This window comes from Sorangium sp. So ce204, assembly GCF_051526795.1.
Taxonomy (GTDB): Bacteria; Myxococcota_A; Polyangia; order Polyangiales; family Polyangiaceae; genus Sorangium; species Sorangium cellulosum_B.
This window is the reverse complement of record NZ_CP150317.1, coordinates 12,837,000-12,859,164: the sequence shown is the minus strand read 5'-3', so window position 1 is coordinate 12,859,164 and position 22,165 is coordinate 12,837,000. Positions and strand designations below refer to the sequence as shown.

The window sequence follows — 22,165 nt, the reverse complement described above, 5'->3', positions numbered from 1 at the left end:
TCAGCCGGGCAACGCGACGATGAACGTCGCGCCCTCGCCTTCCTTTCCATCGACCCGGATCGTGCCCCGGTGGGCCTGGACGATGTCGTAGCTCAGCGACAGCCCGAGCCCCGTGCCCTGGCCCGTGGGCTTCGTCGTGAAGAACGGGTGGAAGATCTTCTCCCGCAGCGCCGCGGGGACGCCGACCCCGTTGTCGCGCACCCGGATCTCGACCTCGCGCCCGAGCCGCCGCGTGCTCACCGCCAGCGTCGGCACGTACGGCCCGGCCGCCGAGCGCTGCTTGTCTCGCAGCGCGTGGAAGGCGTTCGTCAGGAGGTTCACGAACACCCGCCCGATCTCCTGCGGCACCAGCTCGATCGCGCCCACCGCCGCGTCGTAATCGCGCTCGATGATCACGTTCAGATCGAGCTTCTGCGCCCGCATCCCGTGGTAGGCGAGGCTCACGTACTGATCGAGCAGCCCGTTCAGCCCGACGCTCTGGCGCTCGCCCGTGCCGCCGCTCGCGTGCTGCATCATCCCCCGCACGATCCCGTCGGTGCGCCGCCCGTTCTCGGCGATCTTCTCGGCGCTCTGCTTCAGGCTCACCACCAGCTCCTCGATCTCGGCGACCCGGAGATCCCGGTTCGACGCGAGCCCGTCCAGGATCTCGGCGGCGATATCGACGTTCGCCTCGGCGAAGTTGTTGATGAAGTTGAGCGGGTTCTTGATCTCGTGCGCGATGCCCGCGGTGAGCTGCCCGAGCGAGGCCATCTTCTCCGATTGCACGAGCTGGAACTGCGTCGCCTTGAGGTGATGCAGCGCCTCCTCGAGGTCGGCGTTCTTCTTCCGCAGCTCCGCCGTCCGCTCCCCGACCCGCTGCTCGAGCTGCCCGTAGAGCACCGCGTTCTCGATGGACACGGCCATCTGGGCCGAGAGCAGCCGCAGGACCTCCAGCCGCTCCTGCGTGAACGCGCCCGTGGCCAGGTTGTTCTCGAGATAGAGCACGCCGATGAGCTTGCCCTGGTTGAGGAGCGGCATGCACAGGACCGACCGCGTCTGGTTCCGGGTGATGTAGGGGCTCTGGGTGAAATCGCCCTCGTGCGCCGCGTCGCCGAGCAGCACGCTCTCGCGGGTCCGCTCCACGTAGACGGCGATGCTCTCCGCGAACTGCCCCCCCTCCACGGAGGACACCAGATCCAGCTCCGTGACCGCGGGGGCGGCCCGCGGGTCGGCCGGATCCACGCGCGCCTCCACGCTGGGGATGAGCTCCTCGCCCTGCGCGAGCAGCAAGACGCCGCGCTCGGCCCCCGCGTTCTCGATGACGATGGTCATCAGCTTGGTGAGCAGCCGCTCCAGCACGAGCTCGCTGGCGATCGCCTGCGACGCCTTGAGCACGCTGCCCAGATCGAGCACCCGCGACGTCTGCTGCCGGGTGCTCGTGGTGGTGAGCGTCGTCCGGTCGAGGGGCGCCTCGGCCAGCGGCTGCGGCGGGTTGAGCTCCGCGTCGAGCAGCGCCACCTTGCGCCGCGCGCCCCAGAGCTCGAAGCCATAACGCGCGTCGGCAAGGTAATCCCTGCCGAGCCGCTCCTTCCCGCGCCGGAGCCAGAACCTGCCGTAAAGCTCGCTCGCGAGCGCCTCGTCCTGGAGGAACCCGTGCGCCCTCGCCGAGGTGATGGCGCGCTCGTAGCGCTCGATGGCCTCCCCGGTCTCGCCCGCGAGCCGCGAAAGCTCGGCTCCGACCAGCGCGTGCATGTGCGAGAACGTCTCGGGGCAGACCTCCGCCCAGCGCCCCAGCTGATCCCGCCTCGCCGCGGCGGCCTCCAGGAAGGCCCGCCGCTCGTCCGCCCCGGCGCCGTCGGCCAGCGCCGCGAGGCACAGCGCGTGATGAAACTGGTGCTCCGCCGACGCCACGTTGCCGGTGACGGCCGAGATGAGCGCCTCGGCCCTCGTCGCCGCGGCGCGCGCCCCCGCCAGATCGCCGTGCAGGTAGAGCGTCTGCGTCTTCAGGATGTGATGGTAACAGAGCGCCATCACGCTCTGGTTCGCCTCGCATGCGGCCAGGTAGTCGGCCTCGGCGGCGGGATCCGGCGCGGCGCCCCCGGCCCTGCCCGAGAGGTCCGCGATCGCGAGCTCCAGCCCGCGGATGATGTCGATCGCGATCTGGTTCTTGCTCTTCTGGTTGAAGTGCAAAAACTCCGGCAGATCCGCGAGCACCTGGGCGAGGGGCCTGCCCTCGTACAGCTGGTTGAACAGCTTGTAGATGAGGATGTAGCCCGCGTACCGCAGCTCCCCGGCCTCGAGCCCCGCCTTGTACCCAGCGTCGTTGACCGCCTGGGCCGCCGGCAGGTGCTTCACCCACGGCAACAGGAAATTGCCGAGGGCGAAGCAGCCGTTGCAGACGTCGCCGGGGCTGTTGAACCGCTCGCCGAGCCGCACCGCGAGCACCCCCATCTCGTAGCCCGCGAGCTGCTGGCCCCGGAACCCCGAGAGCACGATCCCGTAGAACGCGAAGATCGAGCAGGCGCCGGGGGCGAGCCCGTACTGGAGGCTCAGGCCGACCGACTTCGTGACGGTGAACGCGTAGAGCTGCCGGTCCACGTAGAACGTCGCCGAGAGCACGTTCGAGAGCAGCTTGAGCGCGGCCTTGCCGGCGGGGTCCTCCACGGCGGGCGCCTCCAGCAGCGACTCGAGGGGGCGATCGGCGAGCCGGCGGTCGACGTCCGCGAGCTCCGCCTCGAGCGCCGCGCCGAGATCCCGCTCGGGCAGGTCGATGCCGAGCAGGGCGAGCCCGCGCCGGGCCACGTCGATGGCCTCCGCGTACCGCCCGACCATGGTGCAATGGCTGACAAGCGCGTCGTAGACGCCGGCCTGCTCTAGCGGCGTCCGCGCGTGATCGAGCAGCGCCCGGGCGAGCGTCTCGGCGCGCGCGTGGTTGCCGTTGAGCCCCTCGGCCTCCGCGAGCGCGCGGTGGAGATCCGCGGTGAGATCGTGGTGCTCTCCCCAGGAGCCCTCGGGCAGGAGCGCGAGCCCCGCGGCGAGGTACTCCCGCGCCGCGGCGTAGGCGGTGGAGCTCTTCGCCCGCTTCCCGGCCTCCAGGTTCAGCCGGGCGATCTCGAGCCGCTCGACCGGATCCGTGACGAGGCTCTGGCCCTGGTTCAGGTGCGTCGCGAGCTGGAAGATCCGCTCGGCCCGCTCCGGCCCGCTGATCTTCGAGAGGAGCAGCCGCCCGATCCTGAGGTGCACCGCGGGCCGCTCCGCCTCCTCGACGAGCGCGTACGCCGCCTGCTGCACCCGGTCGTGCAAGAACCGGTAATGCCGCACGAGCAGCGAGGGATTGGTCGAGTCCTGGACCACCTCGAGCTCGGAGGCCGGGAGCAGGAGCCCCTCCAGCGCCGCCGCGAAGAGCGCCTGGGACAGCGCCTCCTCGGACCTGCCCGCCACCAGCGAGAGCGCGCGCCCGTCGATCTCGCTGCCCATGCAGGCGCCGAGGCTGAGCGCCTGCTGGGTCGCGGCCGGCAGGCTGCGGATCTTGCCGATCATGAGATCGATGATGCCGTCGGTGACGCCCTTCGCCTCGATCCGGCCGAGGTCCCATTGCCACCGCCCCCGCTGCCGGTCGAAGGCGATGAAGCCTTCCTTGTGCACCGCCTTCAGCAGCTCGCTCACGAACAGCGGGTTGCCCTCGGTCTTGCGCACGATGAGCTCCGCCAGCGGGCGGACCCGCTCCGGCTCCGCGTGCATGGCCTGGCCGAGCAGCTCCTCCACGTGCTCGCGCGCGAGCGGCCCGAGGTGGATCTCGCGCACCGCCGTCCCGTACGCGCGGATGGCCGCGAGCGTCATCGCGAGCGGGTGAGCCGGCCCGACCTCGTTGTCCCGGTAGGCCCCGATCAGGAAGAGGTGCGCCAGCCGCTCCTCGCCGAGCACCCGCTCGAGCAGCCGCAGGCTGGCCGCGTCGGCCCATTGCAGGTCGTCGAGGAAGATCACGAGCGGGTGCTCCCGCTTCGCGAAGACCCGCAGGAAGCGCTCGAGCACCAGGTTGAAGCGGTTCTGCGTCTCCGTCGGCCCGAGCTCGGGCACGGGCGGCTGCGGCCCGAGGATCGCCTCCACCTCGGGGATCACGTCGAGGATGACCTGCCCGTTCTGGCCGAGCGCGCCGCGCAGCGCCTCCTGCCACCCCGCGAGCCGCGCCTGGCTCTCCCCGAGGATCTGCCGCACGAGCGACCGGAACGCCGCCACCACGGCCGCGTAGGGCGTCGCCCGCTGGAGCTGGTCGTACTTCCCGCCGATGAAGTACCCCCGCCGCCGCGTGATCGGCTCGTACAGCTCGCGCACGAGCGCGCTCTTGCCGATGCCCGAGGAGCCGGTCACGAGCAGCAGCTCGGCCGCCCCGCGCGCCCCCTCGACGGCGCTCCGCGCGCCCTGCGCGACCCGCTCGAAGGTCGAGAGCAGCGCCTCCACCTCGCGCTCCCTGCCGTAGAGCCGCTGGGGGATCTGGAACCGCTCCGGCACGTCGCGCGCCCCGAGCTCGATCGCCCCCACCGCGCCCGTCTCGCGGAGCGCCGCGATGCACGCCGCGAGATCCGCCTTGATGCCGTACGTGCTCTGGTATCTCGCCTCGGGCGCCTTCTCCAGGAGCCGCATCACCACGTCCGACACCGCCCTCGGCACGCCTTTCGCCCGGGTGTGAGGCGGCGCCGGGAGCCTCGCCAGGTGGCAATGCACGAGCTCCATCGCGTCCTGCGCCGGGAAGGGGAGCGCCCCGGTGAAGAGCTCGTAGAGGGTGACGCCGAGCGAGTAGAAGTCGGTGCGGTAATCGATCGCCCGGTTGGTCCGGCCGGTCTGCTCGGGGGCGATGTACATGAGCGTCCCGTCGAGCACGTCCGGGCTCTTGAGGACGGGGTTCTCCCGCGAGAGCACGGTGGAGATGCCAAAGTCGATGATGGCGAGCCGCTCCCGCTCCGCGCTCCAGACGATGTTCGAGGGGTTGATGTCCTTGTGGATGATGCGCTGCTCGTGGAGCTGCCCGAGCGCGTCGACGACACGGACGGCGATGTCCAGCGCCTCGGCGAGCGGCGGCGTCCCCCGGCGCAGCAGCCTGTCCAGCGACTCCCCGCCGAAGTCCTCGATAGCCATCGTCCAGCCCTGCAGCTCGAGCCCGAGGCCGTAGGCGCGGGGGACGCAGGGCAGCTCGATCCCGCGCTGCATATCATATTCGCGCTGGAACCAGGCGAGCCGCTCGGGAGACGGGCGGAGCGGCTTCAGGATCTTGAGGATGAGGGGCGCCCCGTCCGCCTTGCGCAGGGCGCGGCAGACGCGGGTGTTGGTGCTGTCGTAGACCTGAGCCTGTATCTCGTACCCGGGCAGGACCATGCTGGATCTAGCCTCGAAGCGCCGCGGGGCAGCGGGGCGAGTGGCGGAGGGCGGCGCGCATGGGAGCGGATTGGACCACGGTCCGCGGGACAAAGCCATGTCCCCGCCGGAACCGACGCCCACGACGCCCACGACGCCCACGACGCTCCTTCGACGCTCCTTTGTTCGAGCGCGCGCGGCGCCTCCTCCCGCCGGAGGTGGTTGCGAGGCGACCCACATTGACGCCCGCATTGCGGTGCTGATAACAACGACCCTCATGCTCCGTTCAAGGGGGGGAAAAGCCCTCGCGCCGTGGATCCTGCTGGTGGGCCTCGGAGGTTGTTCCAAGCCGCCCCCGTGCGCCCCTGTCCAGATCCACGAGCGGAAGCACCCGTTCATCGCCTTCGATCGCCAGGAGATCCCCGCCCTGCGCCAGCGGGTCACCCAGGACCCTTACAAGACCTGGATGGACGATGTCCGCCGCGGCCCGCCGGGGCAGGGCCACCCGTGCGGGGCCCCCTCCACGGATACGGACGCCAAAGAGCTCCAGCTCTCCAACTGCGCGCTGTACGGGGCCCTCTCCTGGGTGATCGAGCAGCGCGCCGACGGATTGAAGGCGGCGCGCGGCGCGCTGCTGAAGGCGGGCGACACCGCCACCGGCTGGAGCCAGACGCCCGGCGCCTGGTACTGGGGCGGAAGCCTGCTCAACTATGCCTACGCCTACGACCTCGTGCAGCCGGCGCTGAGCGCGGACGACGACGCGGCCATCCGCGACAAGCTGGAGGACGCGCTCGGGAAGACGATGGGTGTGTACGAAGAGTTCAACACGACGTACGTCACCAACTTCCGCTATCGCGTGGGCAGCGGCGCGGCCACGCTGAGCTACGCCCTGGGCGAGCGCGATCACGCCTGCACCGTCGAGCGCGATCTCTTCGGCGACGCGCTGCTGGAGTCGCTCTTCGCCCTCCGCTCCTACGGCCCCTACATGCAAGCCTGCCTCACCCAGGACGGCACCTACGTCGAGGGCCCGAGCTACCAGGACGACGTGTTCTCCGTGATGCTGCCCTATCTCCAGGCCATGAAGAGGCTCTCCGGCGGGGCGCGCGACGGCCGGGATTACATCAACGCGGTGAACACGCCCGCTGCCTGGGGCAATGACAACCGCATCGCCCGCATGCTCCGCTACGGGGCCGCCCTCTCCATGCCGGACGGCAACGCGGCCACCATCGAGACCGGCTGGCGCGAGCCCCTGCAGCTGAGCAGCATCGCCGCCAGCATGCTCAGCGAGAAAGAGGGGCGCCGCGACGCGAAGGGCCTCTATGGCTGGCTCAGCGCGAAGGGCAAGGCCGTCGTCAACAACCCGGTCTACAGCATCCTCTACACCGATCCCGACATCGCCAAGGCCTTCGCCGGGGGCCAGGAGCCCACGTACACGTCGATCGTCACCTCGGACATGACGTCGCTGCGCTCCGGCTGGAGCGCGGACGCGGTTCACCTGCTGATGACCACCGAGCACGAGTACCGGCCGTCCTCGCACAGCCAGCCCGACCAGACGAGCTTCCTCCTGCACGCGAAGGGGCAATACCTGATCATCGATCCGGGCGACGGCCGCAACTACGACCCCGCGGGCAGCGCCCACACCTCGCTGTTCTACTGGGTCAACTTCAGCCCGGAGTCGCACAACCTGGTCACCGTCGACAGCTTCAAGGGGATCCGGGATACTTACCAGACGCCCGCGTGGCGCCAGCTCGGTGTCTTCAGCGATCTGACCCGGCCCGTGGACGATCCGGCGATCCTCCGGGCCTCGTTCCTGACCGGGGAGCTCGACTCCTCGACGGTCACGATCGACGACTACGTCAACGTGCCCGACGTGTCCACGCGGCGCACGGCGGCGCTCGCGCGGAGGAGCTACGTGGTCGTCTTCGACCACATGATCTCCGCGGGCGTCGGCTCGGCCCAGCCGATGCTCCACTATTACGACACCCACCTCCATTACAGCGGTTGGCTGGGCTGCCGGCCGGGCGCGCCCGCCATCTGCACCGACTACGCCACCGCCAGGCCCTCCTCGCCCAGCACCGATGTGGACTGCGGCGACGTCTGCGGCGAGGTCCGGATGGCCAGCGACCTCGCGGCGGAGGCAGCGACGGGGCTCGCCCCGAGCGGGCCGGTGACGCCGGACGCCGCCGGCCGCGCTGCGTCCGCCCCCACGGCGGGCCGGCTGGTGTGGGCGACGCGGACCGACGACGGCAAGCGCGAGCTCGAGCTCGACGTGGTCTACGTCCCCCGACCTGACGCCTTCTCGGTCGATCGAAGCGGCTTCACCAACTTCTTCCCGAACATGACCTTCCGGCACCCGTTCTCGGTGGCGCGCTACATCGCCTCCAGCACGCAATGGCTGACCGTGCTCTACCCGCGCGACCTCACCGCGGGCGAGCCGAAGCCGGCGGTCGAGGCGCTCACGGTGAGCGGCGGGAGCGGCTCGGCCGCGCTGATCTCCATCGCCGAGCAAGACACGCAGGATCTCGCGCTGGTCTCCGACGGCGCGCAGCCGGTGGAGGTCGGCGACGGTCCGCGCGTGCCCTCCACGAAGCTGCAGGGTCGCAGCGCGCTGCTGCTCCTGCGCCACAGGGCGCTCGAGCGCGCCCAGGTCGACGCCGGCACCTCCCTGAGCGTCGGCGGCCGCGCCCTGCTGCTCGCCACGTCGCCCGTGTCCGCGTCGCTCCGGCCCGAGGGCGCCGGCGTCGCCGCGGAGCTGGTGCTCCCGAGCGCGGCGCAGGTCGGCCTCGCCGTCTCCCAGAAGGACGCGCAGCTCTACCTCGACGGCAAGCCCGCGCCGACGCGCTACGACGCCGCCAGCGGCACGGCCTCGACGAGCGTGCCCCAGGGCCGCCACCGCCTCGCGGCGCGCTGAGGCGCTTCGCGGCAGCGCCTTCGCGGCCTCATCGCATGGTGGTCGTCGAGTGGACTCCGACGGTCGGCTCGCACCCTGCGATGACGTCGACCGGAGCGCGCTTGACGAGGTTGAAGACGCTCACGGGAGGGGCCCCCGGCAGCAGGCTCCTCGCGCCGACGTCTTCGAAATCGAAGAGCTGCTGCGCGGCCTCGCGGACGGTCGCTTCGACGAGGATCTCCCCGGGCCGCGACGCCCTGGCGAGGTGCGCGGCGGCGTTGACCACCTCGCCGAGCACCGTGTAGTCGAGCCGGCCGTACGCCTGAGATCCGACGCTGCCGGAGAGGACCTGCCCCGTGGAGAGCCCGATGCAGATCCCCTGCGTGTACGGCGAGCCCTCGCCGGCGCGGCGCGCCACCGCCGACATCTGCGCGCGGACGGCCACGCACGCGCTGAGCGCCCGCGACAGGTGATCCGGCCCCTGGAACACCGTCATCACCGCGTCGCCGAGGAACTTGTCGACGACCCCCCCCTTGGCGACGAGCTCCGGGACGATCACCTCGAAGTTGGCCCGGAGCAGCCGCATGGCCTCGCCCGGCAGCCTCTCCCTTGTCACGGGCGTGAACTGGAAGATGTCGATGAACGCCACCGTGGCCATGACCGCCTCGCTCGCGAGCGCGATCGCGGGGCCCATCTCCCGGATCCGCTCGATCAACGCCGCGCTCGTGAACTGCCGGAGGATCTTGTTCTCCTCGTCCGAGCGGGCGTTCCTCCGCAGCTCCGCGACGTGCTTGATGGTCTTGTCGATGGTCGCCTCGAGATCGCCGCGCTGGATCGGCTTGAGCAGGAAATCGAACGCTCCCTGGTTCATCGCGCTCCGGATGTTCCCCATGTCGCCGTAGGCGGACATCATCACCGTCCTCGCAAAGGGGCTCACCTCGGGGACGCGCCCAAGGAACGTGAGGCCGTCCATCACGGGCATGTTGATGTCGGTGACGACGACGTCGATGTCGGGGTGGCGCCGGAGCTCGTCGAGGGCGTTCTCGCCGTTGTCGGCGAAGATGAACTCGTAGACCCGGTCGCGGATCTTCTGCCGGAAGAGCAGCTTCATCATGAGCGCCACGTCGGGCTCATCGTCGGCGATGAGGATCTTGGCGGGGCCCCCGCTGGCCTCGATCACCGCCGCGAACGCCGCCACGAAATCGGCCGCGGACTGGAACCGCTGCGCCGGGTCCTTCGCGAGCGCGTGCTCGAAGAAGCGGTCGAAGCCGGGCAGCAGGCCGGGCACGAGGCCCGACGGCGCCGGGAACGGATCGGTACAGATGCTGATGAGCAGCTCTCCGATCCCGCTCGCCGCGAAGGGGAGCCGGCCCGTGAGGGCCCTGTAGGTGATGACGCCGAGCGACCAGAGATCGCTCAGGTGATCCGGCACGACGGCGCGCACCTGCTCGGGGCTTATGTACGACGGCGTGCCGACGACCCTGCCGAACGAGCCCTGCTGTTCCTCGTCCGACTCGAAGACCGTCCACACCACGCCGAAATCCAGGAGCTTCACGCACTCTCCTGGCTCCTTCCGCGCCAGAAAGACGTTCGCCGGCTTGAGATCGCGGTGAATGATCCCCGCTGAGCTCGCCACCTGCAGGCCAATGGCGATCTGCCGGAGCAGGGCGAGCGTCGCCGACGGCGAGAGCTGCCGCTCCCGGGTGAGCCTGGCCTCGAGGTCCTCCCCTTCGAGCAGCTCCATGACGATGTACGGGCAATCTTCGTCGATGCCGTAGTCGTGTATCTGGATGATGTGCTCGTTCTGGAGCCGCGCGATCGCCATCGCCTCTCGCTCGAACCGGCGTCGCGCCGAGTCCGAGCTGACATGCTCGGGCGTCATCACCTTGAGCGCCACGGGGCGCCGGAGCACCTGATCGAACGCCTCCCAGATGACGCCCATCCCGCCGCGTCCGATCTCTCGTCTCAGCGCGTACTTCCGCGCGATCGTGCGATTCAGCATGGTCAGCGCAGTGTAGCGAGCTCCCAGCGCGCTTGCTCAGGTTCGAGACGCGGGAGCGCGCCGGCGGCAGCCGCGCATCATCGAGGAGACGGCCGCTTCACCCCCAGGACCTTCATGCGGTAGGACAGCGTGCGCACCGGGATCCCCAGCCTGCGCGCGGCCTCGGTCCGGTTCCAGCCCGCGGTTTCGAGCATGTCCTGGAGCAGCTTGGCCTCGTACTGCTGCACCTTCCCCCGGACCCGCCCGCCCTCGGGGGGCGCCTCCTTCGGGGCGGACGGCGTGGGGCAGAACACGGCCATGTCCGGCGGAGCGCCGCCGAGCTCGGCGTCCCTCCCCCGGTCCGCGGGGCGCTCCGACTCGCCGCGCGCCGCCGCCGCGCGCACCCTCGGGGGCAGATCCTCGAGCCCGACGAGCGCGCCGGGCGTCACCACCACCGCGCGCTCGATCACGTTGCGCAGCTCGCGCACGTTGCCAGGCCACGCGTACGCGCAGAGCAGGGCGAGCGCCTCGGGGGTGATGCCCTCGACATGGCGCCCGTTGGCCGCGCTGGCCGCGCGCAAGAAATGCCGCGCGAGCGGCTCGATCTCGTCCGTTCGAGCGCGCAGCGGCGGGATGTCGATCACGACCCCGCCGAGCCGATAATACAGGTCGGCCCGGAACGCGCCCGACGCGGCCATCGCCTCGAGATCCCGGTGCGTCGCCGCGACGACGCGCACGTCGACCTCGATCTCGCGGCTCGAGCCGACGCGGCTGAACGACCCCGACTCGAGCACGCGGAGCAGCGCGGCCTGGGCCGGCGGCGGCAGCTCGCCGATCTCGTCCAGGAACACCGTGCCGCCGTCGGCCTCCTCGAACACGCCCTTCTGCTGCTGCAGCGCGCCCGTGAACGCCCCGCGCTCGTGGCCGAACAGGGTGCTCTCCACGAGGTCCTTCGGGATCGCGCCGCAGTTGACGCGCACAACGCGCCGCCCCTTGCGCGGGCCGCCCTCGTGGATCATCCGCGCGACGACCTCCTTGCCGGTCCCCGTCTCGCCGTGAAGGATGACCGGGATGCGCGAGGCGCCCACGCGCCTCACCGTGTCGATCACCTCGCGCATCTGCTGGCCGGCGATGATCCCCCCTTCCTCCGGCTCCTCGCGCGCGAGCACCGAGGTCGCGGCGGGGCCGCACGCCACCGGGCGCTCGGGCGAGGCGTGGCGGGCCGCCTCGCGGGCGGCCGCGAAGACCTCGTCCGCGGTGCTGCCGGCGTCCGGGTAGAGGGCGAGGCCGACGAGGAGCCGGGCGTCGCTGCCCACGAAGGAGGCCGCGATGGCCTGCGCGGTGCGGCTCGCCTCCTCGGCGCCGGCCTCGGGCAGCAGCACGTGGGCAGCGCAGGTGCCGTAGAGCGCCACGCGGTGCACGGGCTGGAGGCAGGCGCGCACGGCGTTGATCCAGCCCTCCGCCGCCACCGCCGCGCTGATGCGCACGTGGAGCAGCGCGAACGGGCGGCGAAAATGCCGGGCGCGCGTCAGCTCGTCCTCCACGCGGCGCAAGAGCTTCTCCTCCCCCTCGAGATCGAGGGACTCGCCCCCGGCGCCGAACGCCTGCACCCGCAGCGCGACGCTGCCGAGAACGACCTCATCCCCTACCGCGATCCCGGCGCGGGAGACGCGGCGGCCGTCGAGGAACGTGCCGTTCTTGGATCCCAGGTCATCGACCCACACCCGCCCGCGCGAGAGGAGGAAGCGGGCGTGCTCCCGCGACAGGGTGCGATCGTCGATGCAGAGCGCGGCAGGCGCGGCGCGCCCCACGACAAGCGGCGTGTCGGGCGAGAGCAAACGTCTCTCCGTCTTTCCGGCGTAGTGCCAGACGAGCGCGATGCCCAGCGCCGCGGTCTGCTGAACGGCAGAGATCGACCTCCCTGCCAAGGTCCAGGTCTTCGCCGCGTCGTCCTGCACCGATTTGCCTGACCGCATGCACTCCGCCTCGCTGGTCTCTATATCAGGCTCCTCCGGGAGGTCCAAGCGCCACCACGGACCTCGCCGCTCATGAGTATCCGCCGCGCCGCTGCTGTTGGTGTCGCCAGGTCGACGCAGGCGGTCGATTCATTTCCACTTCCACTTCCACTTCCACTTCCACTTCCACGTCCATTGCGCGCGAGCATTCGCCGACGCGCCTGGCGCGCCCGGTCATGCACGGTGGGCCAGGGACCGGGGGCTCTGGCCGGCTCACGTGCCGGGCGGAGGGACGATCTGGACGAAGGCCGCGATGATCGCCGGAAGGACACCGCTGTTACGTTCGGCCCATCCTTGCCGGCAAACTCTTGCCGGGCAACTCGCGACGGCGATCTCTCGCGGGCAAGGTCTTGCCGAGACGGCCGCCGGCGGGCGCGCCGCGCCCCCGGCGACGCGCGGGTGCCGCTCGCATTCTGCCCGCTGACATAGAGGGCCTGGCGCTTCCGAGGAGAGCGCGCCCTGGTGGCACGCGCGCTGCAAACAACCGAAACCAGAAGCGGACGGGCGGCGAACATCGCGACCCAAGACATCCACCAGACCGACCACTCCAGGAGCCGACCATGAACACGAAACACATCTTCTCCGGACTCTTCACCTCCAGCGCGCTCGGCATCATGCTCATCGCGGGTTGCAGCGTACCGATGGAAGAAGGCGACTCCGAGCAGGCGTTCGCCGACGAGGAGACCGTCGAGGAGGCGTCGCAGGCGCTCGGCCCTGCGTGCGTCGCCACGAACCTCGCGCTGGAGGCCGGGCCCATCTGGAACAACATCGATGCCCAGACCAAGTGCCCGAACGTCTGCGACCCCCAGAACATGAACTGGAACGGTCAGTGGTGGACCACCGTTCCGGGCGCGATGTCGGTCTGCGAATGCAGCCCGCGCCCTGCCGCCGTCGTGCAGGCCGGCCCCATCTGGAACAACATTCACGCTCAGACGCAGTGTCCGAACACCTGCGCCGCGTACAGCAGCGCGACGAAGTGGAACGGGCAATGGTGGACGACCGTCCCGGGCCAGATGTCCGTCTGCGAGTGCGCGTTCACCCCGCCGGCCACGGTGTCGCTCGAGGCCGGGCCCATCTGGAGCAACGCCGACGCCCCGAGCAAGTGCCCCGCCGCCTGCGGCACGAGCCGCGCCTGGAACGGGCAGTGGAGCACGACCGTCTCGGGCCAGATGTCCGTCTGCGGATGCGCTTGCACGCCCTGACGTCGCGACGACCCGCTCGTGAGCGCGCTGGCGCAGCCGGGTCGCGGCGCTGAGGCATCCCCTCGAATTCTTCGGGGAATTCACAGGGAGACGGGGAGGGGAATCTTCAAATACTCCCTGTCTCCTCGCCTCCCTGTTCAATTTCTCCGCTGAAAAGGGCTGCAAAAATCAGGGGATTCCTCGGGCCCCGGCGAGCGCACCGCGCTCACCTCCGGGTCACGCGGGCCTCCAGGTCGCGCACCCGCGCCTCGAGCTCGCGGACCCGCGCCTCGGCGGCGGCGCGGGCGCGCTGCTCCGCGACGCGGGCGCGCTGCTCCAGGGCGCGCGCCTCGCCCTCGGCGCGGAGGGCCTCTTCCTCGGCAGGCACGAGATCCGTCGCGCGGGAGCTCCGCGCGACGCGCAACGTCGGGTGCGGGCCGTCCTTCAGCACGACGAGGTGCGCGTCGAGCGCCTCGATCCAGACGGGATCGCCGCTCCCGTGGACCCGCAGGTAGGTGCCGTCCGCGTCCCGCCGGTACAGCTGGAGAGGCACCCGCTCCTCCGCGAGCGGCGCGCGGGCAGCAGCCGCCTCGGGATCGAAGAGCAGGAGCTCGGGACAGCCGAGCTGCCAGTACTTCGCCGGCGCATCCTCGTACATACGGCGCCAGTCGCCCGCGACCACCTCCAGCGCGAACCGCGGCGGACGATGGCCCGGCAGCCAGGTCTGCCACTGCCGCGGGATGGGCGGCAGCGGGCGATGATCGAGGACGTAGAGGTCCGGCAGGACGCGCACGAACGGCTCGCTTCGCACCCACGCGAAGAAGTGCCCGGTGCCTGCATACAAGTCGGCCCAGCCACGCTCGCGCGCCAGCTGCGCGATCACCGAGAGCAGCAGGCGGACGACCTCGGACCTTCCGACCTTGTCAGGACGCTCCGCGTCATCGGGCAGATACCAGCCGGACCAGTCGATCGCGGCGCCGGCCTCCTCCGGCGAGAGATCGCGGAGCACGAGCGCGCGGGGAGAACGCCGAGGGGTAAGGGGGAACCCGATGCGATTCGGCGATGCCACGCGAGGAAACTAGCACCCCGACAGGCCCCGCGGGGCAGCAGAGACAACGGACGCAACCGACGCAACGAGCGCAACCGACGCGGCCGACGCGGCCGACGCGGCCGACGCAACCGTCGCAACCGACGCAACCGACGCAACCGTCGCAACCGTCGCAACCGACGCAACGCGACGCAACGCGACGCGACCGGCGGCAACCAGGCCAGGCGACGTGCCCCTGCCGGGCGCTTGACAGCGACAAGGGTCCATGTCCTCTTACCTGCTCGAACCTTTCTTCACATCGTCGTCAACGGCGGCAACGGCGGCAGCCTCGCGCTGAGCGATCTCGCGATCCGCTGCTGGTACACCCCGGAGCCCGGCGCGACGAACCAGCAGCACCGTGACCACGCAGCCATCGCGTCAGCCCGGGTTCGGGCGCGTCGCGCAAGCGTCCGGGATCAACGCCGGCCGCGGCCGCGAGCTCACGGCTGTACCTCACGGTGTGCTGGTCCGGTAGCGCCGAGCCCCGGGCGCGCGCACGGAGGAACCTGGATGAGAACCTTGCATCGACGGATCGGGACTCTGGTGATCGGCTCTGCCTGCGCGATCGCCTGCTCTGCAGGCGCGGATCGGCCCCCGCAGCAGGTCCAGGGAACTGGCGGCGCGGGCGGCATCCCGGACGACATCGGCGGCGGAACGGGTGGCATCTTCGACGTGGGCAGCGGCGGCCCCGTGGAGCCGCCTCCCTGCGCGGTGTGCGAGGACTTTCCCGCGGCCCCGGTGCTCGACGACAGCGGGACGCCGCCGCCGGCGAACGCGGCCGAGCTCTTCGGCGCTCCGGGCAGCGGCGGGACAGGCGGCCCGTGCCTGGCCGAGCCGGAGATCGGCGCGCTCTACCCGAACAACTGGCTGCGGCCCAGGTTCCGCTGGATCGCGCCGCAGGGACAGGACCTGTTCGAGATCCGCGTGCACGCCGACAGGGAGAAGAACGATCTGGTCGTCTACACGACGAACAGAGAATGGAAGATGCCCAAGGACATGTGGGAGCAGCTGGCCGCGCACGTCCGCGGCGAGCCGATCACCATCACGATCCGCTCCGTGTCGACGAGCGCGCCGGGCGCGCCGCTCGTGGGCTCCTCCGGCCCGATCACCATCGCGCCGGCGCCGGCGGGCGGCAGCATGGTGTACTGGGCGGCGATCGGCGAAGGGCCCGCGGACGCCTGGCTGGCAGGCTTCGGCGTGGGCGAGGAGGGCGTCGTCGACGCGCTGAAGGTCGACCAGGTGCAGCAGGGCGGCCGGCGCGACGAGAACGGCAACGTGAGGGGCGACGGCAAGGCGCGGTGCATCGGGTGCCATTCGTCGACGCCCGACGGCGAGGCCGTCATGTTCATGGACCACTGGCCGTGGGATCTCGCCATCGCGTCCGTGAAGGAAGACTCGGTGGGAGCGGTCCCCGCCTATGTGACGCCCGGCGGCTCGGAGGCCATGAACCAGGCCTGGCTCGGGCCACCCAAGATGTCGCCCGCGCATTTCTCCCCCGGAGACCGGATCTTCATCACCTCCTATGGCCGGGACAAGGGCAGCGTCTGGGATGGCCAGTCGCACACCAGCATGCCGAACGCGCGCCTCGCGTGGTTCGACCTGGAGTCGCCCGCGCCGACCTACGCCGAGGGGACGAACGCCACGATGGCCAAGACCGAGATGGCGGCCGCGGAAGGGACCGCCTTCGGCTTCATCGAGCGCGAGGGCGACCCGCGCGGGGCGATGATGCCGGACTGGAGCAACAACGGCCAGACCATCGTCTACGTGTCGACCGACACCGGCAAGGACGGGCGCCTCGCCGCAGGCGCCGGCGATCTCTACACCGTGCCTTACAACAACAGGCAGGGCGGCGCGGCCGCGCCCCTGCCCGGCGCCGCAGAGGCGAATTTCAACGAGTACTACCCGGCATTCGCCCCCGACGACAAGCTGATCGCGTTCAACAGGGCGCCTGGTCCGGGGGAGATGTACTATAACCCCAACTCCGATATTCACGTCATCCCCGCGGCCGGCGGCACGCCGACGCGGCTCGCGGCCAACGACCCGCCCGCGTGCCTCGGGGTCACGAGCCCTGGAATCCACAACAGCTGGCCTCAATGGTCGCCCGAGGCCACGACCGTCGACGGCAAGACGTATTACTGGGTCATCTTCTCGTCGTCACGCGACGGCTATACGCTCCAGAAGGCCTCGAACAAGAAGGCTTCGCAGCTCTACGTGACCGGCGTGGTCGTGGAGGGCACGACGGTGCACACGTATCCGGCCATCTACCTCTGGAACCAGGATCCAGGCACGAGCAACCACACGCCCGCATGGGACGTGTTCAAGATCCCTCCGGCGCCCGTCCCCCTCTGATCCAGCGAGAGACTCACACGTTTCAGAACGCTCACCCCACAAGGTGTGCTGTCCAGGTCTCATGAAGGTCCGCGCCATCCCGTACTGACGGAAACCAACAGTCACACCATCCGTCTGGCACACGTGTGCCAAGCGGCCTGCGGCCAGTGCTTGCATGTCGTGCTCTCCGCGGCGCGGCAGGAGCGGCGCGCGAGCGAAGCGCGGTGAACCGAGCGAGCGGGCGGCTGGCGCGGGCCTTGCGAACGCAGCAGGCACCATGCGAACCCACCGCACCCATTCCTCCCTTTGGCTCCTCCTGGCAACAGGCCTCCTCGCTGTCGGATGCGAGACGGGATCAACGCCTGGCGAGCCTGTCGACTCTCAGCGGGCGGCGCTCCACCGGGCTCAGTCCTGCGACGACCTCGAAGCGCTGCTGAAGCAGGACGCGCTCGCCAAGATGAACGCCCAGATCGACGCCACGATCGCGAGCTACTCGGCGTACGGCTACCCCCGCGGCGGCGTCGTCGGCGGCGTCGACAACGGCAGCGTCGGCGTCCCCGGAGGGGCCCAGGATCCCACGGACACGCCCGCCCCGGTGCCGCCCACGGCAGGCGACGGGGATACCGGCCAGGAGACCTCGGGGGAAGACAGCGGCAGCGGCGCCGACCCTGCCCACTCCGAGACGAACACCCAGGTCGCCGGCGTCGATGAGGCGGATATCATCAAGACCGACGGCAACAACATCTACGTGCTCCACGGCCAGAGCTTCTACACCCTGACGGCGTGGCCGGCGTCGTCGCTCGCGGTGGGCAGCTCGCTCGCTATCGAGGGGTCGCCCCTCGAGATGTTCGTGGCAGGCGACAAGGTCGTCGTCTACTCGTCGGTCAACGGGGCCGCGATCTACGAGCAGGCGGGCGTCACGCCGCGGCCGGGGTACTACGACTACCTGCTCGTCGACACCATGGTCGGCGGCGGCGGCGTCGCGCCGACGCCTGGAAACCCCAGCGCGCCGAGCGGCGCGCCGGGGACCCCCGCCGACGGCGGAGACGCGAGGCCGCTGCCGCCGGACGACACCGAGCCGCCGTCCGGCGGTGATACGCCGTCGGAGGACGACACGCCCCCCGACGCCGAGGAGCCGTCCGGCGGCGAAGCGCCGGCGCCCCCGCCTCCGGACGGCGGCGGGGCCGATGAGCCGCCGCCGCCCGACCCGGGCGTCGACGTGCCCGGCTCGGGCGGCGTCTGGGCGCCGCTCACGAAGATCACCGTCCTGAGCCTCGCCGGCGGCGCACCCAGCGTGGTCAAGGAGGTCTACTTCGAGGGAGGTTACAGCTCGGCGCGGCGCACCGGCCCGAACGTGCGCACGGTGCTGGCCGGCGGCGCCCACGGCCCCGCGCTCCGCTACTGGCCGTCAGGCCTGACCGAGTACCCCGAGACCGCCGAGGCGTGGACCGCGGCGTTCGAGCAGCTCCGCACCGAGAACGCGGCGCTCATCGAGGACGCCCCGCTCTCGACGTGGCTGCCGTACCGCTTCGAGAAGCAGGGAGAGGCGGTCACGCTGCTCGACGCGAGCTGCTCGGACTTCTACGTTCCGGAGGCCGGCACGACGTCGTACGGCCTGACGCAGATCGAGTCGATCGACCTCGGCGACCTCGCCGCGGCGCCGGAGTCGACGTCGATCGTCGGCGCGACCGACACCGTGTACGCGAGCCACGACGCGCTCTACGTCGCCGCGCGCTCCTGGCAGCAGCAGGCGGCGCCGGGCGAGGTGTTCGTCGGCACGAACCTCACCCACCTGCACAAGTTCGATCTGATCGCCGACCCGAGCCAGCCCGGGTACGTCGCGTCAGGCTCGGTGCCCGGCCACATCATCAACCAGTTCTCGCTCGACGAGCACAACGGCAAGCTCCGCGTCTCGACGACCTCGCAGGTGCCGGCGGAGCCGAGGTGGACGACGAGCAACAACGTGTTCGTCCTCGAGGCGCAAGGGGCCGATCTCGCCCAGATCGGCGCCGTCACCGATCTCGCCCCCGGCGAGACCATCCAGTCCACCCGGTTCGTCGGAGATCGCGGTTATGTCGTGACGTTCCGCCGGGTCGATCCGCTGTTCGTGATCGATCTCGCGGACCCGGCGTCCCCCTCCGTCGCGGGTGAGCTCAAGATCCCCGGCTTCAGCGAGTACATGCACCCGCTCGACGACGGTCACCTCCTGACGATCGGCAGGGATGGCGAGGAGGACGGCACGGTGACCGGCCTTGCTCTCCAGATCTTCGACGTCACGAGCGCGTCGGCGCCCGCGCTCCTGCACAAGGAGGCGCTCGACGGGGCGCGGTACATGCACTCCGAGGCCGAGTACAACCACAAGGCGTTCACGTACTACGGCGAGCTCGGCGTGCTCGCCTTCCCGCTCGTGAGCTTCGACGGGGAGACCGGCGCGATGTCGAGCACGCTGGAGCTGTTCAACGTCGATATCGAGGACGGGTTCAGCCGGCTCGGCGCGGTCGACCACAGCGGCTTCTTCAGCAGCGTGCCGTCGGGGTGCACCTACGGCGGGGCCGCCGTGCAGCGCGGGCTGTTCATCGAGGACTACGTCTACTCGTACTCCCAGGGCGGCGTGCTCGTGAACGCGCTCGACGACCTCGCGACGCCGGTGGCGTCGCTGCCCCTGCCCACCCCGGACTCGACCGGGTACGCGTGCGCCGGCGTCGACGGCGGCGTCGCGGAGCCCGCGCCGGCGCCCGAGCCGGCGCCCGAGCCGGCGCCCGAGGAGTAGCGCCGACCAGGCGGCGATCGGCCGCAGCGCCGCCGCCCCGTCCGGGCCGGCGGCGCTGCGCCGCTCAGGCGCCCGGCCGCGCCGCCTCCCACGGGTGATCCGGGTAAAACTCCTTCATGAGCCGCGCGGTGTACGCGGTGAGGTTCGCGAACCCCTCGGCCCTGCGCCGCAGCGGCGAGTCGAAGAACGGCGTGAGGATGCCCGCCAGCACCGCGAACGCCGTCGCGTCGACGCCCGCCGGGCGCGCTCCGAAGAGGTACGGCTCGTCCCCGAGCAGCGCGGAGAGCGCGGAGAGCGAGCGCGCGCCGAGCTCGACGATCTCGGCGTCCGAGTGCCGCCCGATGCCCATCGCGCGGAAGTTCTCGCGGACGCGCGCGAGGAGCTCCTCGCGCAGCTTCGGTCGCGCCTCCTCCGGCGCGCCGTTGACGAAATTCGCCGGGCCCTTCGCGAAGTTCTCCGGGATGAGCCAGCGCGCGCAGCCCGAGGCCGCGGCGAGCTGGTGCTCGAGCATGCGCTCGACGGCCCACGCCTCGGCGCGCTGCCGGGCGTCGAGGCCGGCGTCGAGATCCTTGCCGTGCTTCTTCTCGAGGTGCTCGCGGATGAAGTGCGAGTCGGCGATGCGCGCGCCGCCGTCGTCGATGAAGGGCAGCTGCCCCTTCGGCGACAGATCGGGCCGCGCGCGCTCCTTCGCGTAGGGCAGGCCCAGCAGCTTGAGCTGGACCTCGGTCTTGGTGACGTAGGGGCTGGCCTCCGGCAAGCCGAACATGGGGCCGAAGCTGTGGAGCGTGATCATGGGCAATCTCCGAGCGGTTGTGGGTGCGCGGTGGACTGCGCTTGATGTAGCCCCGCCCTGCTGACAACCTGGTGTCAGCATCCCCCGTGCGACGCGCCGATCGCCTGTTCCAGATCCTGCAGATCCTGCGCCGGCAGCGGGCGCCGATCACGGCGGCGGCGCTCGCCGAGGAGCTCGAGACGTCGAAGCGCACCGTCTACCGCGACATCGCGGACCTCCTGGCCCAGCGCGTCCCGATCCGCGGCGAGGCCGGCACGGGGTACGTGCTCGATCGCGGCTTCGACATGCCGCCGCTGATGCTGACGCCCGACGAGATCGAGGTCGCGGTCCTCGGCGCGCAGTGGGTCGCCCAGCGCGGGGACGTCGCCCTGCAGCGGGCGGCGAAGGACCTCATCGCGAAGATCGCCGCGGCGGTCCCCGAGCGGCTGCGGCCCTTCGTGTTCGAGCCCGCGACGGGCGCGCACGCCGCGGGGGACCAGGCGCCCGACGCGCTCGACCTGGCCGAGGTGCGGGCGTCGATCCGCGCCGGCACGAAGATCGCGCTTCGCTACCGCGACGAGACGGGGTGCGAGAGCGAGCGCGTCGTGTGGCCCGTGATCGTGGGGTATCGCGAGTCGACGCGGCTCCTCGCGGCGTGGTGCGAGCTCCGCCAGGACTTCCGCCACTTCCGCACGGACCGCGTGACAGGCGCCAGGTTCCTCGACGAGCGCTACGCCGAGAAGCCGAGCGCCCTCCGCGCGCGGTGGCGCGCGCACATGCGCGCGCGCAGGGAGCTGCCGGAGCACGCCGGCGCGACGTCGGCCAGGGCGCGCTAGGACGTCAGCAATTCATCCGCGGTCAGCCCCGCACAGCGCCGCGAGGCGGCGCTCGTCCTCGGGTCCGCCCGCAGCGCGCGCCGTGTAGTAGACGAGCTGCTGGCGGCTCGACGTCGTCGAGGCGAGCGTGTGCCACTCGAGCACGAGCGGCCCGGCGCCGCCGGCGTCGCTGCCGCCCGCGCCCTCGGCCTCGACGCGGAAGGCCTTCGTGCCGCTCACCTTGGCGCGGACCTCGTGCCGCGCCCAGATCGCCCGGAACGCCTCGCTCGTCTCGAGCAGCTCGGCGACGAGCGCGTCGAACTCCGGATCTCCCACGTGCGAGCTCGCGCTGAAGCGGAAGGCGGCCACGACCTCCCGCTCGATCACGCCGATCTCCGCGTAGCGCGCGCGGTAGGCCGCATGGCGGAAGGTCATCCAGAGCAGGTTGCGCCTCCGCGGGGAGACGTCGCCGAAGTCCACGAGCAGGCGGCGCGCCGCGCCGTTCCACGCGAGCACGTCGAACCGAGGGCTGAAGACGAGCGCCGGGACGCGCATCGCCTCGAGCGCGCGCGCCATCGCCGGCTCGGCCCTCTCCTGGCGCGCCGCGGCCCGCGCGGGCTCGGGCCTCGCCAGGTAGAACAGGTGACCTCGCTCGTCGTCGTCGAGCTTCAGCACGCGCGCGATCGCCTCGAGCGTCTCACGCGACGGGTTCACGTCACGCCCTTGCTCGAGCCGCGTGTACCAGTCGACGCTGAGCCCGGCGAGCTGCGCGATCTCCTCGCGCCTGAGGCCCGGCGTGCGCCGCCGCTTCCCCGCGAACGCGCCGCCCGCGATCGGCGCCGCGCGCATCCGCCTCCCTCGGAGGAAATCCGCCAGCTCGCTCCGCCTGTCGCTCACGATCGCGCGCGCCCCGGGCACGCATCGAAAGATGCACTGTTCGCGCTTCTCTATCCAGGGATTGCGAATCCCAGGTTCGCGGCACGTCTGCCTAACCTCGA

At 71.1% G+C, this 22,165-nt stretch carries 11 protein-coding genes; 5 read left to right on the top strand and 6 right to left on the bottom strand.

Annotated features, from left to right (window positions below; translation table 11 throughout):
* A complete protein-coding gene (locus WMF22_RS48675) occupies nt 1–5,349 on the bottom strand; it encodes an AAA family ATPase (RefSeq protein ID WP_437296653.1) in 5,349 nt (1,782 codons plus the stop codon).
* Between the two features lie 256 nt (nt 5,350–5,605).
* On the opposite strand from WMF22_RS48675, the gene WMF22_RS48670 reads away from it, so the two are divergent.
* Nucleotides 5,606–8,239 (top strand): hypothetical protein, encoded by a 2,634-nt coding sequence (locus tag WMF22_RS48670; protein WP_438034192.1) that lies wholly within the window; start codon nt 5,606–5,608, stop codon nt 8,237–8,239.
* 28 nt (nt 8,240–8,267) lie between these two features.
* On the opposite strand, the gene WMF22_RS48665 is transcribed toward WMF22_RS48670, so the two are convergent.
* Together WMF22_RS48665 and WMF22_RS48660 are read right to left on the bottom strand one after the other, a co-directional pair.
* A complete protein-coding gene (locus WMF22_RS48665) occupies nt 8,268–10,220 on the bottom strand; it encodes a protein kinase domain-containing protein (protein WP_437296651.1) in 1,953 nt (650 codons plus the stop codon).
* A gap of 77 nt (nt 10,221–10,297) precedes the next feature.
* Complete coding sequence (locus WMF22_RS48660; protein WP_438034191.1) at nt 10,298–12,175, bottom strand: sigma 54-interacting transcriptional regulator; 1,878 nt, start codon at nt 12,173–12,175, stop codon at nt 10,298–10,300.
* A 599-nt stretch (nt 12,176–12,774) separates the two neighbouring features.
* On the opposite strand from WMF22_RS48660, the gene WMF22_RS48655 reads away from it, so the two are divergent.
* Nucleotides 12,775–13,416 (top strand): mannan-binding lectin, encoded by a 642-nt coding sequence (locus WMF22_RS48655; RefSeq protein WP_437296648.1) that lies wholly within the window; start codon nt 12,775–12,777, stop codon nt 13,414–13,416.
* Nucleotides 13,417–13,621: 205 nt separating this feature from the next.
* Here WMF22_RS48655 and WMF22_RS48650 read toward each other — a convergent pair whose 3' ends face one another.
* The gene (locus WMF22_RS48650; protein WP_437296647.1) at nt 13,622–14,464 is read right to left on the bottom strand and encodes a Uma2 family endonuclease; all 843 of its coding nucleotides are present in this window, start codon (nt 14,462–14,464) and stop codon (nt 13,622–13,624) included.
* A 528-nt stretch (nt 14,465–14,992) separates the two neighbouring features.
* On the opposite strand from WMF22_RS48650, the gene WMF22_RS48645 reads away from it, so the two are divergent.
* Both WMF22_RS48645 and WMF22_RS48640 read left to right on the top strand, forming a co-directional pair.
* Nucleotides 14,993–16,831 carry a TolB family protein gene (locus WMF22_RS48645; protein WP_437296646.1) on the top strand — a complete coding sequence of 613 codons (1,839 nt, stop codon included), beginning with the start codon at nt 14,993–14,995 and terminating at the stop codon, nt 16,829–16,831.
* A gap of 436 nt (nt 16,832–17,267) precedes the next feature.
* A complete protein-coding gene (locus WMF22_RS48640; protein ID WP_438034190.1) occupies nt 17,268–19,580 on the top strand; it encodes a beta-propeller domain-containing protein in 2,313 nt (770 codons plus the stop codon).
* Nucleotides 19,581–19,644: 64 nt separating this feature from the next.
* Here WMF22_RS48640 and WMF22_RS48635 read toward each other — a convergent pair whose 3' ends face one another.
* Nucleotides 19,645–20,373 (bottom strand): glutathione S-transferase C-terminal domain-containing protein, encoded by a 729-nt coding sequence (locus WMF22_RS48635; RefSeq protein ID WP_438034189.1) that lies wholly within the window; start codon nt 20,371–20,373, stop codon nt 19,645–19,647.
* 86 nt (nt 20,374–20,459) lie between these two features.
* On the opposite strand from WMF22_RS48635, the gene WMF22_RS48630 reads away from it, so the two are divergent.
* Nucleotides 20,460–21,188, top strand: coding sequence for a helix-turn-helix transcriptional regulator (locus WMF22_RS48630; protein ID WP_437296643.1), 729 nt, complete (start codon nt 20,460–20,462; stop codon nt 21,186–21,188).
* Nucleotides 21,189–21,200: 12 nt separating this feature from the next.
* On the opposite strand, the gene WMF22_RS48625 is transcribed toward WMF22_RS48630, so the two are convergent.
* Complete coding sequence (locus WMF22_RS48625) at nt 21,201–22,064, bottom strand: helix-turn-helix transcriptional regulator (protein ID WP_438034188.1); 864 nt, start codon at nt 22,062–22,064, stop codon at nt 21,201–21,203.
* Nucleotides 22,065–22,165: the final 101 nt, after the last annotated feature.

Coding starts and splice junctions, on each gene's coding strand:
- WMF22_RS48675 (WP_437296653.1), bottom strand. CDS start 5,349: ATGGTCCTGCCCGGGTACGAGATACAGGCTCAGGTCTACGACAGCACC.
- WMF22_RS48670 (WP_438034192.1), top strand. CDS start 5,606: ATGCTCCGTTCAAGGGGGGGAAAAGCCCTCGCGCCGTGGATCCTGCTG.
- WMF22_RS48665 (WP_437296651.1), bottom strand. CDS start 10,220: ATGCTGAATCGCACGATCGCGCGGAAGTACGCGCTGAGACGAGAGATC.
- WMF22_RS48660 (WP_438034191.1), bottom strand. CDS start 12,175: ATGCGGTCAGGCAAATCGGTGCAGGACGACGCGGCGAAGACCTGGACC.
- WMF22_RS48655 (WP_437296648.1), top strand. CDS start 12,775: ATGAACACGAAACACATCTTCTCCGGACTCTTCACCTCCAGCGCGCTC.
- WMF22_RS48645 (WP_437296646.1), top strand. CDS start 14,993: ATGAGAACCTTGCATCGACGGATCGGGACTCTGGTGATCGGCTCTGCC.
- WMF22_RS48640 (WP_438034190.1), top strand. CDS start 17,268: ATGAACGCCCAGATCGACGCCACGATCGCGAGCTACTCGGCGTACGGC.
- WMF22_RS48635 (WP_438034189.1), bottom strand. CDS start 20,373: ATGATCACGCTCCACAGCTTCGGCCCCATGTTCGGCTTGCCGGAGGCC.